General features: G+C 62.3%; 18 protein-coding genes and 1 pseudogene. 9 read left to right on the top strand and 10 right to left on the bottom strand.

Translation table 11 applies throughout. From position 1 onward, the window contains the following. Positions 1-11: 11 nt before the first annotated feature. The 6 genes from paaE to HWX44_RS12035 form a co-directional block, all read right to left on the bottom strand. Positions 12-1172: a 1,2-phenylacetyl-CoA epoxidase subunit PaaE gene (paaE, locus tag HWX44_RS12060; RefSeq protein WP_175974907.1), complete on the bottom strand. Its 1161-nt coding sequence runs from the start codon at positions 1170-1172 to the stop codon at positions 12-14. Beyond that, complete coding sequence (gene paaD, locus HWX44_RS12055) at positions 1172-1711, bottom strand: 1,2-phenylacetyl-CoA epoxidase subunit PaaD (protein ID WP_175974905.1); 540 nt, start codon at positions 1709-1711, stop codon at positions 1172-1174. The genes paaE and paaD overlap by 1 nt, the downstream gene beginning before the upstream one ends. Before the next feature lie 27 nt (positions 1712-1738). After that, complete coding sequence (gene paaC, locus HWX44_RS12050) at positions 1739-2575, bottom strand: 1,2-phenylacetyl-CoA epoxidase subunit PaaC (protein ID WP_070517300.1); 837 nt, start codon at positions 2573-2575, stop codon at positions 1739-1741. Beyond that, positions 2572-2859 (bottom strand): 1,2-phenylacetyl-CoA epoxidase subunit PaaB, encoded by a 288-nt coding sequence (gene paaB / locus HWX44_RS12045; protein WP_039672784.1) that lies wholly within the window; start codon positions 2857-2859, stop codon positions 2572-2574. The genes paaC and paaB overlap by 4 nt, the downstream gene beginning before the upstream one ends. A gap of 47 nt (positions 2860-2906) precedes the next feature. Continuing rightward, positions 2907-3893, bottom strand: a complete 987-nt coding sequence (gene paaA, locus HWX44_RS12040) for a 1,2-phenylacetyl-CoA epoxidase subunit PaaA (protein WP_175974902.1) — start codon at positions 3891-3893, stop codon at positions 2907-2909. Between the two features lie 111 nt (positions 3894-4004). Beyond that, complete coding sequence (locus HWX44_RS12035) at positions 4005-4463, bottom strand: hotdog fold thioesterase (protein ID WP_175974900.1); 459 nt, start codon at positions 4461-4463, stop codon at positions 4005-4007. Between the two features lie 112 nt (positions 4464-4575). On the opposite strand from HWX44_RS12035, the gene HWX44_RS12030 reads away from it, so the two are divergent. The 5 genes from HWX44_RS12030 to metS all read left to right on the top strand — a co-directional run bounded on the left by HWX44_RS12030 (position 4576) and on the right by metS (position 10253). Then, a complete protein-coding gene (locus HWX44_RS12030) occupies positions 4576-5151 on the top strand; it encodes a TetR/AcrR family transcriptional regulator (protein ID WP_254868243.1) in 576 nt (191 codons plus the stop codon). A 330-nt stretch (positions 5152-5481) separates the two neighbouring features. After that, positions 5482-6747 carry an AMP-binding protein gene (locus HWX44_RS12025; RefSeq protein ID WP_444843292.1) on the top strand — a complete coding sequence of 422 codons (1266 nt, stop codon included), beginning with the start codon at positions 5482-5484 and terminating at the stop codon, positions 6745-6747. A 116-nt stretch (positions 6748-6863) separates the two neighbouring features. Then, positions 6864-8189 carry an MFS transporter gene (locus tag HWX44_RS12020; protein ID WP_175974886.1) on the top strand — a complete coding sequence of 442 codons (1326 nt, stop codon included), beginning with the start codon at positions 6864-6866 and terminating at the stop codon, positions 8187-8189. Positions 8190-8440: 251 nt separating this feature from the next. Then, positions 8441-10060 carry a sodium-dependent transporter gene (locus HWX44_RS12015; RefSeq protein WP_175974884.1) on the top strand — a complete coding sequence of 540 codons (1620 nt, stop codon included), beginning with the start codon at positions 8441-8443 and terminating at the stop codon, positions 10058-10060. Between the two features lie 25 nt (positions 10061-10085). Beyond that, positions 10086-10253 carry a methionine/alanine import NSS transporter subunit MetS gene (gene metS / locus HWX44_RS12010; RefSeq protein ID WP_046648774.1) on the top strand — a complete coding sequence of 56 codons (168 nt, stop codon included), beginning with the start codon at positions 10086-10088 and terminating at the stop codon, positions 10251-10253. Positions 10254-10297: 44 nt separating this feature from the next. Here metS and HWX44_RS12005 read toward each other — a convergent pair whose 3' ends face one another. Then, on the bottom strand, positions 10298-11263 hold the full coding sequence (locus HWX44_RS12005) for an MDR family oxidoreductase (RefSeq protein ID WP_175974882.1): 966 nt from the start codon (positions 11261-11263) through the stop codon (positions 10298-10300). 86 nt (positions 11264-11349) lie between these two features. On the opposite strand from HWX44_RS12005, the gene HWX44_RS12000 reads away from it, so the two are divergent. After that, positions 11350-11922 carry a VanZ family protein gene (locus HWX44_RS12000; protein ID WP_175974880.1) on the top strand — a complete coding sequence of 191 codons (573 nt, stop codon included), beginning with the start codon at positions 11350-11352 and terminating at the stop codon, positions 11920-11922. Positions 11923-12374: 452 nt separating this feature from the next. Here the strand turns inward: HWX44_RS12000 and HWX44_RS13580 are convergent. From HWX44_RS13580 to HWX44_RS11985, 3 genes and pseudogenes are all read right to left on the bottom strand, one after another. Next, positions 12375-12914: pseudogene (locus tag HWX44_RS13580) on the bottom strand (NAD(P)-binding domain-containing protein); the annotation flags it as partial. Next, the gene (locus HWX44_RS11990; RefSeq protein ID WP_175974878.1) at positions 12915-13535 is read right to left on the bottom strand and encodes a response regulator; all 621 of its coding nucleotides are present in this window, start codon (positions 13533-13535) and stop codon (positions 12915-12917) included. Then, positions 13510-14676 (bottom strand): sensor histidine kinase, encoded by a 1167-nt coding sequence (locus HWX44_RS11985; protein ID WP_175975011.1) that lies wholly within the window; start codon positions 14674-14676, stop codon positions 13510-13512. The genes HWX44_RS11990 and HWX44_RS11985 overlap by 26 nt, the downstream gene beginning before the upstream one ends. A 115-nt stretch (positions 14677-14791) precedes the next feature. Here HWX44_RS11985 and HWX44_RS11980 point away from each other — a divergent pair, with 115 nt between their 5' ends. Genes HWX44_RS11980 through HWX44_RS11970 form a run of 3 tightly spaced genes read left to right on the top strand, consistent with a single transcriptional unit; the run spans position 14792 to position 16886 of the window. Further along, positions 14792-15787, top strand: a complete 996-nt coding sequence (locus HWX44_RS11980) for an ABC transporter permease (protein ID WP_175974876.1) — start codon at positions 14792-14794, stop codon at positions 15785-15787. Beyond that, a complete protein-coding gene (locus tag HWX44_RS11975) occupies positions 15787-16437 on the top strand; it encodes an ABC transporter ATP-binding protein (protein ID WP_175974874.1) in 651 nt (216 codons plus the stop codon). Before HWX44_RS11980 ends, HWX44_RS11975 begins: the two co-directional genes overlap by 1 nt. A 53-nt stretch (positions 16438-16490) precedes the next feature. Then, the gene (locus tag HWX44_RS11970; protein ID WP_254868239.1) at positions 16491-16886 is read left to right on the top strand and encodes a YwaF family protein; all 396 of its coding nucleotides are present in this window, start codon (positions 16491-16493) and stop codon (positions 16884-16886) included. The last annotated feature ends 167 nt before the right edge of the window (positions 16887-17053 follow it).

Raw genomic sequence — 17053 nt, 5'->3', positions numbered from 1 at the left:
GGATGTTTCTCCTAGGCGTCGAAGTCGAGGACGATGGTGGGCGTGGTGGGGCGCGACTGGCAGGTCAGGATGTAGCCAGCCTTGACCTCGTCGGTCTCCAGGGCGTAATTCTCCGCCATGTCGACCTCGCCCTCGACCAGCTTGGCGCGGCAGGTGCCGCACACGCCGCCGGCGCAGGCGAAGGGGACGTCGGAGCGCACGCGCAGGGCGGCGTTGAGCAGGGATTCGTTGGCAGAAACTGGGGACTCCACGGAGCCGGAGAGGCCATCGAGTTGGAAGTTGATGCTGACGTTATCGCCTTCCGGATCCACCTCGACGTGGCGCCCGGCCTGGTTCTGATCCCCAGAGGGCTTACCGGTGGTGAACAGCTCGTAGCGCACGTCCTTCTCACCGACATCGCGGCTGGCCAGCTCATCGCGCACCAGCTGCACCAAATCGAAGGGACCGCAGAGGAACCACTCGTCGACAGCGTCCGTGCGCACGACGTTATCCAGCAGGGTCTGGAGTTTTTCAGCATCGATGCGTCCGGAGAACAGCGGGTTGACGCGCTGCTCGCGGGAGAGGACGTGGTGCACGGCAAAGCGCGTGGGGAACTTGTCCTTGAGGTCACCGATCTCTTCGGCGAACATGACGTCGCCGCCGCCCTTGTTGGCAAAGATGAGCTCAAAAGTGGTGTCGGGGGAGGTGTGGAGCACGGTCTGGGCGATCGCCATGATCGGCGTGATGCCGGAACCGGCGGCGATGGCCACGAGGTGCGGGTTCTCGAGCTTCTCCAGCTCCGCGCGCACGGCTTCCGGGTTGTTAAGCCCGGTCAGGTGGGTCTTCGAGGTGAACGCGCCCTGCGGGTTCATCACGTCCATGGTGTCGCCGGGCTGCAGGGTGTCATTGGCCCACGTGGAGAAGACGCCACCGCGGTCGCGCTTGATGGCGACGCGCAGCACGCCGTCGCGAGGCACATCGCAGATGGAATAGGAGCGGCGGACTTCCTGGCCGTCGATGGTTGCCCGCAGTGCAACGTACTGGCCGGGGATGTAGTCATAATCGTCCTGGAGCTCCGGAGGGATAGCGAAGGAAACCTCCACGGAGTCTGAAGTCAGGGCGCGCACCTCGGACACGGTCAGGGTGTTGAACGTGGCCTTCTTCTTTGTGGGGGCAGACGGGGTCGTGGTCATTAGTGCACCTTGAAGTAGTCGAAGGGCTCCAAGCAATCCTGGCAGTTGTAGAGAGCTTTGCAGGAGGTGGAACCGAATTGGGCAAGCTTACGTGTGCGGCGGGAGCCACAGTGGGGGCATTCGATGGCCGGCGGCGGTTCGAGTGTGAGCGGGATAGGACCTTCCGGCGTGGCCCGGGTTTTACCGCTGGGTGGGGCAATGCCGTAGTCCTTGAGGTTTTGCCGGCCGGTCTCCGTCATCCAGTCGGTGGTCCACGCCGGGTGGAGAACGAGGTCGACGCGCACCTTCGCGTAGCCGGCATCGGTCAGCGCTGTGGTGATGTCCGCCGTGATGTGTTCCATGGCGGGGCAGCCGGAGTAGGTTGGGGTAATCGTGACCACCGCAGTATCGCCTTCCAGGCGTGCTTCTCGGAGAATTCCAAGGTCGGCGATAGAGATCACGGGGATCTCCGGATCGGGCACCTCGGCGGCGACGTCCCACACGTGGGCGTCGTCAGGCTGCGTGGGGCGCAGCGGGTGGGATTTATCTGTGATGGACACGATGAAACCTTGGTCCTTTCCTTGTCTTTACCAGGTCGCGCCGGGGTGTTGGCGCGCCAAGGACTGCATCTCCGCGAGGATGAAACCGCGGTGCTCGGAGAAACGCCCGGTGCGCTGCCCGGAGCGGGCTTGCTTGACGTCCGGGATGGCCAGACCTGCCTTGTCTAGGACGTAGGCGATGCGCTCATCGAACTGCGCGCGCAGGCTCGAGGGCAGAACTGCGATGCCTTCTGCCGCCAGCTTCTCGTGAAGCGGGAGATCCTCGAAGAGCTCGTCAAGGTAGGGCCACATGTACATCAGGCCCTCCGTGATTCGGCGGTGGGACTCCTCGGTGCCTTGGCCCAGACGAAGAATCCACTGGTTGGCGTGGTCGACGTGGTACTCGACTTCCTTGATGGCCTTCGCCGCGATCGCCGCAATGGTTTCATCCTGCGACTCCAGCAAGGCCGTGTAGAGCCCGTACTGGTAGTAGGAAAAGAGCAGCTGGCGGGCGATGGTGTAGCCGAAGTCGCCGTTCTCCTGCTCGACCAAGCGCGCGGAGCGGAACTCCTCCTCGTTACGGAAGTAAGCCAAGTCATCCTCGGTCTTGCCCCATGCGGTACCGGCGTAGGTCAGTAGGAAGCGGGCGTGCCCGATGAGATCGAGGGCGATGTTGCCCAGTGCGATGTCCTCTTCCATCTCCGGCGCGCGCGAAATCCACCAGCCCAGGCGCTGGGCCAGGATGAGGGCGTCATCGCCCAGCATGAGCGCATAGCGAGCCGTGTCCTCGGGGGCCACTGCGCCGGAGGCGGCGATGTCTTCTGCGGTGATGCCGTTGCCCTGCGATTGCTTGGTCGCAGAATCGGCGGCTGCAAATCCGGTCACAGGTGCGGCACTCCTTCCGACTTGTCGTAGTAGGTGGCGTGGCGGTAGCTCTTGCCCTGCGGGGATTCGAAGAATCCGCCCTTAGAGTCAGGGTCAGAGGAGGCGATGGCCTCGCTGGGCACAACCCAGACGGAGGTTCCCTCGTTGCGGCGGGTGTAAAGGTCACGGGCATTGCGCAGGGCCATGGTGGCATCCGGTGCGTGGAGCGAGCCGGCGTGAACGTGGGAAAGGCCGCGGGAGGAGCGTACGAAGACCTCCCACATGGGCCAGTTGGAGCTGGACATGGAATCTTCCTTAAAGTCTTGTGGCTGGTTGGGCAGTGTGCTTGGGCTTAGGCGATAAGCGAGGTATCAGCCGAGTGGTGCTTCTCGGCGTAGGCTGCGGCAGCCTCACGGACCCACGCGCCGTCGGCATGCGCTTGGCGACGTCGCTGCATCCTCTGCACGTTGCAGGGGCCTTCGCCCTTGATGACGGCCTTGAACTCGGACCAGTCGAGCTCGCCGAAGTCATAGTGGCCGCGCTCTTCGTTCCACTTCAGGTCCGGGTCCTCAAAGTGCAGGCCAAGGGCCTCAGCCTGCGGGACGATCATGTCCACGAAGCGCTGGCGCAGTTCGTCGTTGGAGAAGCGCTTGATGTTCCACGCCATGGACTGCTTGGAGTTGGGGGAGTCATCGTCGGGCGGGCCGAACATCTGGAGTGCGGGTCCGTAGAAACGGTTGATGGCTTCCTGCGCCATCTGCTTCTGCTCGGGCGTTCCGTGGGACAGCTCGTAGAGGATCCCCCAACCTTGGCGCTGGTGGAAGGACTCTTCCTTACAGATGCGCACCATGGCGCGGCCATAGGGTGCGTAGGAAGCACGGCAGAGCGGGACCTGGTTGCAGATGGCGGCGCCATCCACCAGCCAGCCGATGGCTCCGATGTCGGCCCACGTGCGCGCCGGGTAGTTGAAGATGGAGGAATACTTGGCGGTGCCGTCGAGCAGCTGCTGAACCAGCTCGTCGCGCGAGGTGCCCAAGGTCTCCGCAGCGGAGTAGAGGTAGAGGCCGTGGCCGGCCTCATCCTGCACCTTGGCCATGAGGATGGCCTTGCGCTTGAGCGAAGGCGCGCGGCTGATCCAGTTGGCCTCCGGCTGCATGCCGATGATTTCGGAGTGCGCGTGCTGGGAAATCTGGCGCGTCAAGGTCTTGCGGTAGGCAGCGGGCATCCAGTCGGTGGGCTCGATGCGGGAGTCTTCGGCGATGAGCTCGTCGAAGCGCTGCTGTGCTTGTGCTTCATCCGCGGCCGGGACGGCGGCGAGTGTTTTCTCTGATGGGGTCATGGGAGGAATCGTTCCCTCTCTGCTCAGTGTCGGCTCGGTGATACTTACTGACTGGTTGGTCAGTATATGGGGCATGTGTGAGCTATGTCAACCAAGTTTGTGAGCTGCGCCCTACTTGTTGCGATTCTGGGGCTTGGCGGGTAGCACGCGGTACGTGCCGCGGAATTCGGCGATGGGCTTACCCTTGATGCTGAGGGTGACATCGACAACGCCGTTGCGGCGCCAGGCTTGGCGGGTCACCCCAACCCCGTCAACGACATCCCCTTCGAAGGCGGGGGCGATGTAGTGAATCGAGTTGTGCGCGGCCACGGCCAAGTCGCCACCGGAGTTGCAAACGCCGGCGAAGATGGAATCGGCAAACATGTATAAATAGCCACCCTGTGCCGTGCCATGTCCATTGCACATCTCCGGGCGGATGGTGAAGTGGCCTTCGCACCTGCCGACGTCTAGCGCGGTAATTCTCGCGCCAATCTCCGCGGTGGCACGGTCATCGTCGAACATGGTGCGCACGTGGGTGAACTCGGGGCTTTCGGCGACGCCGGGGGCGAGGATGGGGTGCTCGGTGCTCATGGGAATTCCTCCTTGAGGTAAGGGGTTTCCGCAGTGCTGCCGAGGGAGTGAAAAGGGGTGTGGTGGTTCACTAGTCTAACGGTGCTCGGGGCTCTCTGCTTGAATGGACTGCGTGAAGAATGAGAAATCCACTGTCCAGGGCGCGGCACGTGGCCGCCCCGGCTACTCCCGTGAAGATGTCATTCGTGCAGCTGTCCGTGCTTTTACAGCCCGCGGCTACGACGCCACGTCGATGGATAATGTGGCGAGCGAATTGGGGATTTCTAAGTCCGCGCTCTACCACCACATCTCGTCGAAAGAAGAGATTTTGGAGCTCACGGTGGTGCAGGCACTGAGCCGTTTGGAAGCGGTCGCGGAAGAGATGGCCGCGGCCGATGTATCGGCGGGGGAGAGGGTGCGCGGGCTGTTGCGTGGCTCGATTGAGGTGCTGTGCTCCGACCCGAAGTCTGTCGCGCTCTTGCTCCGTTTGCGTGGAAACTCCGAGGTGGAGCGGAGCGCGTTGGAGCGCCGTCGTACGCTGACGCGTTCCGTGGTTCCGCTGGTGGAGGCTGCTCAGGAGGAGGGGGCTATCCGCTCCGACATTGAGGCTCCGCTGTTGACCCGCATGATTTTCGGAATGATTAACTCGACGTTGATTGATAGGCGAGCGACTGTGCGAGAGCCCGCTTTGAGATGTTGTTTGGCCTAGCTCGCAGATGGTCGCGATGGGTGTCGCGTTAGTCGCGGCGGCGTTTCGCCCTGCGTGCCCATAGGTGTCGGTGCGTGGCCTGCGAGATGTTGCGCTTCAAAACTGACTATTGTGTTGTCTATCACCACAACGGCCTGTAGTGTACGTCACAAGACTTACCCAACCGAACGGTAAGTAATTAACGTACTTTTGTGCGTTGTCCCAGCTAACCAACTTCTTGCAGCACTTTCGAGGGAGCTTAAAGGGTGTGGTATTTCCCACTCCTCGAAATGAAAGGCAAATGACGTGACCGCAACGTTTGACATCTTCTCTGACCACCACGGCCCCCAGATGGGCATTGAGTACGCCTCCCGCGATGAAATCATTGCGCTGCAGACCGCGCGCGCGAAGAACGAGCTTCGCCACGCGTACTACAACGTCCCGCACTACCGCCGTGCGTTCGATGAGAAGGGCGTTCACCCGGATGACTTCAAGGAACTCTCGGACTTTGCGCTGTTCCCGTTCACCGACAAGGAAACCCTTCGCGCGGAGTACCCCTTCGGGATGTTTGCTGTTGGCCAGAACCAAATCTCCCGCATCCACGCTTCTTCCGGCACCACGGGTCGCCCGACCGTCGTGGGATACACCGAGAACGACGTGCGTATTTGGGCCGAGCTCGTAGCCCGTTCGCTGCGGGCAGGCGGCCTGCGCAAGAGCGATAAGGTTCAGATTACGTTCGGCTATGGCCTCTTTACCGGCGGCCTGGGCGCCCACTATGGCGTCGAGGCCCTAGGAGCCACGGCGATTCCGACCTCCGGTGGTCAGACGGAGCGCCAGATCCAGATCATGCAGGACTTCCAGCCGGACGCAATTCTGGGTACGCCGTCTTACGTGCTCAACCTCCTTGACCGCATGCGCAAGGAAGGCCTGGATCCGCGCGAATCCTCCCTGCGCGCCGGCGTCTTTGGCGCCGAGCCGTGGAGCGAGGGAATGCGCCGCGAACTCGAAGAAGGCTTCGGCATTACGGCCACCGATATCTACGGCCTCTCCGAGGTAATGGGCCCTGGCGTGGCCCAAGAATGTGTCGAGACCAAGGATGGCCTGACCGTCTGGGAGGACCACTTCTACCCAGAGATCATCGATCCGGAGACCATGCAGCCGGTTCCCGACGGCGAGTATGGCGAGTTGGTCATCTCCTCCCTCACCAAGGAGGCCTTCCCGATCATCCGCTACCGCACCCACGACATCACCCGCCTGCTTCCGGGTACCGCGCGTTCGATGCGTCGCATCGACCGTATCTCCGCTCGTAACGATGACATGATCATCCTGCGTGGCGTGAACTGTTTCCCGTCGCAGTTCGAGGAGATCATCACTGAGGACCGCGTGCTTCGCCCGCGCTACCAGTGCGTGCTGAGCAAGCGTGGCCGCATGGACCACCTCACCCTGGTGGTTGAGCACTCCTCGGAGGCTACTCCTGATCAGATCGATGCCTCCGCCGCGTGGCTGAAGAAACAGATCAAGGAGCGCATCGGCGTCACTGTTGGCGTCGAGATCACTGACCACGTCGATTGCGGTGAGGGCAAGGCCAAGAGGATCGTCGACAACCGCGATCAGTAAAACGCTGCCGCGTTCTCGGCTTCTTTGGCACGCCCCGCCTCACCATTGTCCCTTTCGTTCACTGGCTTTAACTGTATCCACCGTGCTTCTGCACCCATAGAGAAAAGACTCCCACTATGTCTGCACCAGTCACCCAACAGCCTGCCCAAGGGCCGGGAATCACCACAGAGCACAAGCGCGTGCTCGCCGGTTCGATGGTCGGCACCACTATTGAGTGGTTCGACTTCTTCATCTACGCTCAGGCCGCCGGCCTGATCTTCGCTACCCAGTATTTCGATCCGGTCTCCAACGAAAGCGCCTCGCTCGCTCAGATCATTGCCTGGGCGTCGCTGGGTATCTCCTTCCTTTTCCGTCCCCTCGGGGCCATTCTGGCCGGCCACTTGGGTGACCGGCTCGGACGCAAGCCGGTCCTCGTGGTCACGTTGGTCGGCATGGGCTTGGCCACCATGTTGATGGGTGTGCTGCCGACGTACGCCTCTATCGGCATGGCAGCGCCTATCCTGCTGGTGCTCTTGCGCATCCTTCAGGGCCTGTCCGCCGGCGGCGAATGGGGAGGCGCGGCGATGCTAGCCGTTGAGCACGCGCCGCAGGGCAAACGTGGACTCTTCGGCGCGTTCCCGCAGGTTGGTGTGCCCCTTGGTATGTTCCTCGCCACCATCTTCATGCTGGTTCTCTCCTCGGTCCTCACTCCGGAGCAGTTCCTTGCCTGGGGCTGGCGCATCCCGTTCCTGTCCTCCGTGGTGCTCATTCTCCTGGGCTACCTGATCCGCCGGGCAGTGGAAGAGTCCCCGGCCTTCGCGGAGATGGAGGAACTAAAGGAAAAGTCCACGGCACCGCTTGCGGTCCTGTTCAAGGGCCACCTCGGAACCGTCATCAAGTGCGCGGTCATCTTCGCCGCCAACAACGCGATTGGCTACTTCGTCATCGCCTACTTCACTGCCTATGGCACGAAGGTCGTGGGCTATACCCGCCCCCAGGCCCTTGGGGTAGCCCTGATCGCGTCGATTGGTTGGTTTATCGGAACGCTGTACTTCGGCCACCTGTCTGACCGGTTGGGGCGCCGCACAACGTTCATTGGCGGCTACATCGTCTTGGCGCTGTATATCACCCCGGTGTTCTGGGCGGTTGACTCGGGCAACGTCATGTTCTTCGGCGTGGCCGTGTTCCTCCTAGGCGTCATCCTGGGTGCGACCTATGGCCCGCAGTCAGCGATGTACGCGGAGATGTTCCCGGTGCGGGTGCGCCTGTCGGGCGTGTCCATCGGCTACGCTTTCGGCTCCATCATTGGTGGTGCCTTTGCCCCGATGATTGCAGAGATGCTGTACACGCGGTACGAGACTTCGATGGCCATCGCTGCCTACGGCATCGCGATTTCGGTCGTGTCCCTCATTGGTGTGCTCTCCGTCCCGAAGGGTATTCAGAACCGCGATCTGCACGTTTAATCGCCTCGAGTGTTGTTCGCTCGCCACCCCCCCCTTTAGCGCTTAACCCTTTCTCCGCTGGCTTTTGTTCCGGTTGGAGGGTCAGGCCCTAAAGGGGGTGTGGTGTTGTGGGGGTAAATAAATATTCAAAACGGTACCTATAGGTTGGCAGTTAGACTAAGCTTCTCGCTAATACTCGCCGTACGCGGTCCGTATAAACAATTCCTACGGTCTTGTGGTGCGCGATATTTGCTCAAGAAGAAAGTTCTCTCATGACCACAACAACCCCGCATAAGACTCGCTCGACACGCGATACTTTTAATACGCGCTTCGTCTTCCTCATGGCCGCCATTGGCTCCGCCGTCGGCCTGGGTAATATCTGGCGCTTCCCCTACGTCGCCTATGAGAACGGCGGCGGTGCCTTCCTCATCCCGTACATGGTGGCCTTGCTGACCGCCGGTATTCCCATCCTGTGGTTCGACCTCGCCATTGGTCACCGCTTCCGCGGTTCTGCACCGCTGGCATTTCGCCGTATCAGCAGCCGCTGGGAAGGAATCGGCTGGTTCAAAGTCGGCGTGAACTTCTTCATTGCCATCTACTACGCTGCCATCATTGCGTGGGCGGCGCTCTACACCATCAAGTCCGTGAACCAGGCGTGGGGAGAAGCTCCCGCGGACTATTTCATGGTTGACTTCCTCCAGGCGGACCCAGAGGCAACCTACTCGGGCCACGTCGTCCCCGCCATTCTGGGCGTCATGATCCTCGTATGGGTTGTCTGCATCGCCACGCTGGCCACGAGCATCAACAAGGGCATCGGTAAACTGACCTCCATCTTCCTGCCGGTCCTGGCCGTCATGTTCATCATCTTGGTCATCCGCGCCTTCTTCCTCGACGGCGCCGCCGAGGGCCTCAACGCTTTCTTCACCCCGGACTGGTCCGTGCTGAGCAACGCATCGGTGTGGATCGCCGCCTACGGACAGATCTTCTTCTCTCTGTCCATCGGCTTCGGCATCATGATCACCTACGCCTCCTACCTCAAGCCGCGTACCAACCTCACCAACACGGGTCTGGTGACCGCCTTTGCTAACTCCTCCTTCGAGGTTCTCGCCGGCATCGGAGTCTTCGCCACTCTGGGCTACATGGCCGCCCAGCAGGGTGTGTCTGTGGATGAGGTGGCTAAGTCTGGTATCGGTCTGGCCTTCATCGCTTTCCCGACCATCATCAACCTCATGCCGCTCGGCGGATTGTTCGGAGTTCTCTTCTTCGGCTCCCTGTTCCTGGCCGGTGTGACCTCGCTGATCTCCATCATGGAGGTCGTTGTCTCCGCCGTGGCAGATAAGTTCAACATCTCTCGCCGCGTTTCTGCCATCAGCGTTGGCAGCGCCATGGGAGTACTGTCCTGCTTCCTGTTCGCCACCTCCTCGGGCCTGGTCACCCTGGACATCATGGATAAGTTCACCAATAACCTGGGCATCGTCTTCGGCGCCATCTGCGCCCTCGTAGTCGTCGGCTGGGTGACCGGCCGCCGCCGCGAGATCCAGCAGCACATCAACGCCGTGTCGCAGTTCAAGGTGGGTGGCTTCTGGCAGTTCCTGACTTTCGTCGCGACCCCGCTGCTGCTCGTCTACTTCCTGGTCAACGAGATCATCACGATTGTCCGCGAAGGTTATGAGGGCTACTCCTCCACACAGATTGGGCTCTTTGGCTGGGCGGTTCTGGGCGTCATTCTGCTCGTTAGCTTCGTCATGCCGCTAGTGGACTTCCGCGGAAACAAGTACCTAGACGGCATAGAGACGTCTGATTACGGCGTCCCAGTGGGCGGCCGCCCGGCCGGCACACCGAACCCGCTTGCTACAGGCAACGCCGCCGCACCGAACACGGACGACAAGTAGCGGCTAGTAGGAAAGGAGAATAACAATGACTACAAGCGCAATCCTGCTCTTTATCCTCTTCGTCGTCGTCATCTGGGGCGGACTGGTTGTGTCCTCCATCTGGTTGGCGCGCAGCGACGATGAATTCACCGGCGAGCTGGGTAACGCCCCCGGCACTGACGACGAATCGCTATCGCACCGCGTGCACCACTAAAGGGGCCGGGCAGTAAACGGCTGCCCGCTCACACCTGCCCCTTCCTATATCTCGACTACCGTGCGTCCATGGCGGGAGCCGGCGCGCAGCTCTTGAGCGGCAGTGGCGACATCGGCCAGCGGTACCGTTTCAGTAATAGAGTTCAGCATGGTGAGGTCGAGGTGTTCGTCGAGAAGCTGCCAGGCCGCCTCGCGCACCTCGCGGGGCGCGTCGACGGAGTTACCGCCGGCCAGCACGATGCCGCGCAGGATGAACGGCAGCACCGAGGCGGGAAGATCCGGACCAGCCGCCATACCGGTGGCCGCCACCACGCCGCCCCAGCGCACCTGCGCCAGCACGTTGGCTAGGACGGTGGAGCCGGCGGGGTCGACGGCGCCGTCGTACAGCGCCTTCTGCAGCGGGCGGCCGGTCTCAGACAGCGCTGCACGGTCAAGCACGTGATCCGCGCCGAGTGAGGTGAGGTACTCCGACTGGGATTCCACGCGGCCGGTGACGGCGGTGACCTCGTAGCCGGAAGACTTGAGCAGCTGGACCGCGATGGAGCCCACGCCGCCGGTGGCACCGGTGACGAGGATGTGGCCCTTCGTCGTGCCGTGCGTGCGCAGCTGGTTGACGCAGATAGCGGCGGTGTATCCGGCCGTGCCAATCGCGGCGGCATCGTGCGCGCTGAAGCGTTGGGGCACGGGGATGGTGGCTTCACCGTTGACGCGCTGGCGGGTGGTGTAGCCGCCATGGCGAAATTCGCCCAGGCCATCGCCGCAGGAGACGACAAGCTGGCCAGGGCTCAAGCGTGAATCGGACGTTTCCACCACGGTGCCCACCACATCGATACCGGGAACGAGGGGATCGATGCGCATGACGCCCTTATTGCCCTCCAGGGCCATAGCGTCCTTGTAATTGAGGGAAGAAAACTGTACATCTACCAGCGTGTCACCTTCCCCGAGCAGGGGCTGCTCCTGGAAAGAATGAGTTACTCCGGAATCCGTGCGAGTGACAATGAGTGTGCTCATGGGCACTATCGTACAGAGGATGTGAAGCAGCGTTTTCCGGCTAATGCTTCAGCCAGCGTCCAGAGAACATCGTTAGGGTGAAGCGCATGACTGGGATAGAAGCTCAACGCCCGCGCAATCGGCTGCGGCCCGCGCCGGATCCGTATCAGCACCTGCTTCGTGATTCTCTCCTTGTCGCGGCCCTGTCCCTGGTGGTCGTGGTGTTGGCGACGGTGGGCAAGCCCTTCATGGACATCCCCGGCGTGGTGGACGGCTCCGCGCATGCGGTGCGAAGGGTCAATCTGCAGCTCTTTGGCGGATTTGAGAACGCCTCCGTGTGGTACGGCGGATGGACCGATCTCCTGGGGAATATCGCCCTCTTCATGCCGCTGGGAGCAGCGATTTACGTGGCCGGGCGCAACCGCGTCAGGATTCGCTGGGGCTTGGGCGGGGCGATGCTCATCGGCCTCATGGTCAGCCTGTGCATAGAAAGCGCTCAATACGTCTTCGCGCTGGGCTTTAGCGATATCGACGACCTCTTATACAACACGGTGGGTGCTGTCCTCGGCGCCGCACTCATGGCGCGCGTGGGACGCGAAGAGCAGATGAAGATTCTGCGCCGCCTCGGATTCCTGCTTGCGCTGGCAGCGGTGGTGCTCCTCGCCATGGTGGCGCTGTAGTACTTAGCTGGGCGTACGCACGAGCGTGGCGACGTCCCCCGCCACCCGCCGCGCCTAGGGAGACACCGGTAATCGTGGCGAGCCGAACAGTCCACGACCATAGCCAGGAAGAAACCTTCCACCGTGGGCTTCCTCTGCCAGCAGCCGGGGAAGGCGCGCTGGGCGAAGCCGATGAGTCGTAGCAGCCTGCTCGTGAGTTCATCGAGCGAGCAAAACATGTCGGTGGCGCGCAGCAGCCCACTATCGCGGGCCTTGAGCACCGGCGGGACCATGACGATATCCCCCAGTTCTGTTTCGGGGCCTGGGTCCGGTTCGCCGCGAAGCTTCGCCAGCATGCGCTGACGGTTGCGGCTAAAGAGCACGCGCCCATCCACATCATCCGGCATCCAGCGCGGCGGGTGCGTGGTAAACCACGTGGTGTCCACACTGGCGAGGGCTAGCTCGGCGGCGATCTGGGCACCGGAGTTGCCCGCGCCGACAACGGCCACACGGCTGATATGGCCGCTGCTGGTGCTGGCTAAGAAAGGATTCGGCCCCGGGTAGCTTGCCGTGTGCCATTGGCGGCCAGCAAATTCACCGGGGTAGAAGGGGATAAAGGGCGCGGACCACGTGCCCGTCGCGGCCACGACGGTCCGGGATCGGAACTCACCGTGAGTGGTGAGAAGGCGGAAGAAGGGATCGTCGTCAAGCACGCGCTCCACCGCCACCTCGTGCCGGACCGGCAGGTCATAGCGCTGCTCATAGCGGGTGAGGTAGTCCACCACATGGGAAGCCGGCGGGAAACCCGGGTAAGAAGGCATGGGCCAGCCGGGCAGCGTGGAGGATTGGGCATCGCTAAAGAGCGTGAGCGAGTCCCACACGTGTTGCCAGGCCCCGCCGGGGGAGTCGTTGGCATCGAGGATGAGGAAATCGAGCTTGTTCCGGCGCAGGTAGTAGCCGGTGGCCAGGCCGGATTGGCCGCCACCCACCACGATGCAATCGTACGTATGCATTTATTGGATGAGCTTTCGTTCGCGGGCAGCGGAGACGGCCGCCGTGCGGGTTTCCACGCCCAGCTTTTGATAGACGTGGATCAGGTGGGTCTTGACCGTGGCCTCGGAGATGAAGAGCCGCTGGGCAATCTGCTTGTTGGAATCTCCCGTTGACAGCGCCTGCAGGATCTCCAGCTCGCGCGCGGACAGCGCGGTTTCCGGCTGCGCCAAGCGCTCCGCCAGGAGGTTGGTGACCTCAGGCGCCAAGGTCCGCTTTCCCGCAGCCGTGTCGAGCACCGCGGTGTGCAGCGTTTCCTCGGGGGCGTCCTTGAGCAGGTAACCCAACGCGCCCGCCTCCACGGCGGCCAGGATATCCGCCTGCGTGTCATAGGTGGTCAGGATGAGCACCGGTGGCCCATCGAGCTCGCGCACGCGCCGGGTGGCGGCGATGCCATCGACATCTGGCATCTGAATATCGCAGACGACCACATCGATATGGGGAGCATCAGCATCCGTCAGCTGCTCGACGGCCGAGCCGTCGGAGCCTTCCAACACCACCTCGATGTCGGGGAAGGCATTAAGAATCGCGCGCAGCCCGGCGCGGACCACGGGGTGATCATCGATGAGCATCACGTTGACCATTGCTGCTGCTTCCTGTTGGGATTCGCACCGCGAGCGCGGTGCCGGCGGGTGAAGATTCTACCTGGACGCTGCCGCCGACGCTGCGAACACGCTGCTCCAGGCCGGTTAACCCGAAGCCGCGCGGCCCTTCGATGCCGCGACCGTCATCGACGACATCCAAGGTGATCTCATCCTCGAAAGAGCCCAGAGTGACCACGGCGCGGTCGGCATCGGCGTGTTTCATGACATTGGTGAGTCCTTCGCGCGCGGCGCGCAGGATGACGTGGGAAAACTCGGCGGGGACGTCGGCACTGCCGGTGAGTTTGAGCCCGAAGCGGGTGCGCAGCCCCAGTCCCTTGGCTTGGGCTTGGAGCTCATCCACGAGGGAGCGCAGTTCCGCGTCGATGGAGGAGGCGGGGGCTGCCAGCTCTTTGACGAAGCGCCGGGCCTCGGCGAGGTTGTCCTGGGCGACCTTTTCAATGAGCGCGAGCTGTTCAGCGACGTCCTGTTGAGTAGACGTCTTCTTGGCGGCGCGGCTGAGCAGGACGATGGAGGACAGCCCCTGCGCCACTGTGTCGTGGATTTCGCGGGAGAGCCGCTCCCGTTCCTCGAGGCGCCCGGCTTGGTGCTCGCTGGCCGCCAGCTCCTCCTGGGTCTCACGCAGCTGCTTGGCGACGGCCTCGTGGTGCGCCGCCTCCGCCTGAACCCGGCGGGCGGCGTGGTAGACGGCCACGGCAAAGCAGGTGCCGATGAACGGGCCGATGGCCGCGGCCGCAGTCCACCCCTGTGGGTGGAGCCACGCGGGGACGAAGGCGGCGACGGCCCACAGCACCACGCTGGCGACGATTCCCGGCCAGAAGGGAAGCGCATGGATAAAGACGAAGACCAGCGGGAACTCGAGCCACATGAAGTCTTGGGCGTGCACCATAAGCCCGATCCACAGCAGGCACAGGGCGGCGAGCCACAGCGTGGTGGGGACGGGGCGGGTGATGGTGCGGGAGCCGAAGATGGCAAACCCCGTGTAGACCACTGCGAGTGCGATGGAGAGGCCGAGGGCGCGGGCGTCGAGGCGGTCATCGGCCCATGCGCGGAGTACTCCGAATACGAGGAGGAAACCGAACATGGTGTGCAGTCCCACGGTCCACAGTCTGTTGCTCATCATCACGGCAGTCCAGCTTATCGCCTGGTTGGAGGAGGGGGAATCAACCAACTGGTTGAGTGGAGGTTCAACTGGCTACTCGATTACTTTCTGCGCTGGCCACAGCAGGATTAAAAGTATGTTCCTGGCATTGAGAGAGATAGTCACCGCCCGCGGTCGGTTTTTCCTGATCGGCGGCGTCGTGGCTCTAATTACGTTGTTGCTCGTTATGTTGTCCGGCCTGACCCAAGGCCTGTCCAAGCAGAATACTTCCGCCCTGGAGGCACTCGGGGAGCAGACTCCGAACGTGACCTTCTCGACGGAAGATCCGTCCTTCACCGAGTCGGAGATCTTCGCCGAGGACGTCCCCGCTTCTGGCATTCCGCTTGGTACTTCGCAGACCAAGCTGGAGGGCCACGGCGGCGTGGCAGTCTTCGGCCTGCCCGAAGGTACTCAGATTCCTGGCTCCAGCACCGTGATTCCGGAGGAAGGCATGGTTTTGAGCCAATCCATCGATGAAGAGATGAACGCACCTTCCCGGGGCACTCTCGGCGGTGTGGATTTGGACGTCACCGCGGTGGTTGAGGATGAGTACTATTCCCACTCCCCGGTGGTGTGGGTCTCTACCGAAACCTGGCAGCAGGTCTCCCATTCTCCTGAGGACATGGTGGGCGTAGCCGTGCTGTCCCAGGAGCCGACCGACACCTCCGTGTCTATGGGCAAGGCCCTGTCCGGTCTTCCGGCTTATAGCTCGGAGCGCGGTTCGCTGCTGACTATGCAAGCCTTCCTCTATGGGATTTCCGCGCTGGTCACCATCGCTTTCCTGAGTATCTGGACAATCCAGCGCACCCGTGACCTGTCCATCCTGCGCGCCCTTGGCGCCAGCGTGAAGTACCTGCTCAAGGATGCCATCGCGCAGGCCGCCATCATCCTGGCGATCGGCGTTGGGGTCGGCGCGCTCGTCGGCTGGCTGCTGGGCCTTGCCGCCCAGGGTGCTGTGCCTTTTGAGGTCTCTGCCATGACCGTCCTTGTTCCCGCGCTCGGTATCTGGCTGCTCGGCATCGCTGGTGCCTTCCTGGCCACCCGCCGCGTCTCCAAAATCAATCCGCTCGACGCCCTAGGAGGCAACGCCTAATGACTACCACCGCTTCTTCCCCTGCACTGTCCCTTCGCGACATCGTGGTGACCTACCCGGATGGTGACTCCCGCGTTACGGCGCTGGATAATGTCAGCCTGGACGTCAAGCCGGGCGAGCTCACCGCCGTCATCGGCGAATCCGGTTCCGGCAAGTCCACACTGCTCTCCGTAGCCGCCGGCCTCATCGAGCCGGACTCCGGCACCGTGGAGCGAACCGGCTCCCGCGGGCTCATCTTCCAGCAGGCCAACCTGCTGGCCGCCCTGACCGCGCGCGAACAGCTGCTCATCATTGACCACATGGAGGGCCGCAAGCCGCGCCAGGATCGTGCCGATGAGCTGCTCAGTTTCGTGGGCTTGGAGGGCTTTGGGAACCGCCGCATGAACCAGCTTTCTGGCGGCCAGCGCCAGCGCGTCAATATTGCCCGCGCACTCATGGGCCAGCCTTCCGTGTTGCTTGCGGATGAGCCCACCTCCGCCTTGGATTCCAAGCTTTCGCGCGACATTGCCAAGCTGCTCCGCGGTGTTACTGAAGACTTCGACACCGCAACCCTGTTCATTACCCACGACCGCAGCTTGCTCGACTATGCCGACACTGTGGTCGAAGTCAAGGACGGAAAACTCTCCGAATACTCCGAGCTAGCAGCCTAGGAACCTCCTTATCTCTCACATGTTCATACAAAGGGGTAAATTAAAACCCCGTTATGATACGACCCCGCAAGCCCCGAGTAAGCCCGACTGACTACCCGCGCATGCAGCAGTGGACCGCGCTGCATGCGCTCATGTTGAGCATCACCGTGGTGGCCTGCGGGGTCTTTATCGTCGCTGCCCGCAGGATCAAGGGAACCTCCCGCGAGACCTTCATCCGCCGGATGGTGGGCTGGGCCTTGCTGGTGGCGGGCACTGCGTGGACGGTCATCTCCCTGGACCCGAAGCAATTCGATATCCGCGAGTCGTTGCCTTTGCACCTGTGCGATGTGCTGCGCCCCATCTTGGCGCTGGGCCTCATTACCGGCAATGAGCACGCGCGGACCTTGACCTACTTCTGGGGCATCATCCTCAACCCGCAGGCCATTATCACCCCGGATGTCATCTACTAGGCTTAAGGGACATTTCGTGTGGATTTGCGGCGTGTCGCATTAAGGGACATTTCGTGTGGATTTAGGAGCGTCCGGCCCAGCCTTTTCTTATGCCTAAGCTGGGGTTCCATTCGTTGTCGATGCCGGTGTCGAATGTGGCAGGTCGCCCGTCTGGGTGGCCGCGCCGT

Origin of the sequence: Corynebacterium sp. Marseille-Q2823, assembly GCF_903645345.1 — a bacterium.
In the GTDB taxonomy this organism is placed as follows: domain Bacteria; phylum Actinomycetota; class Actinomycetes; order Mycobacteriales; family Mycobacteriaceae; genus Corynebacterium; species Corynebacterium hiratae.
This window is presented reverse-complemented; position numbering and strand designations above follow the sequence as displayed.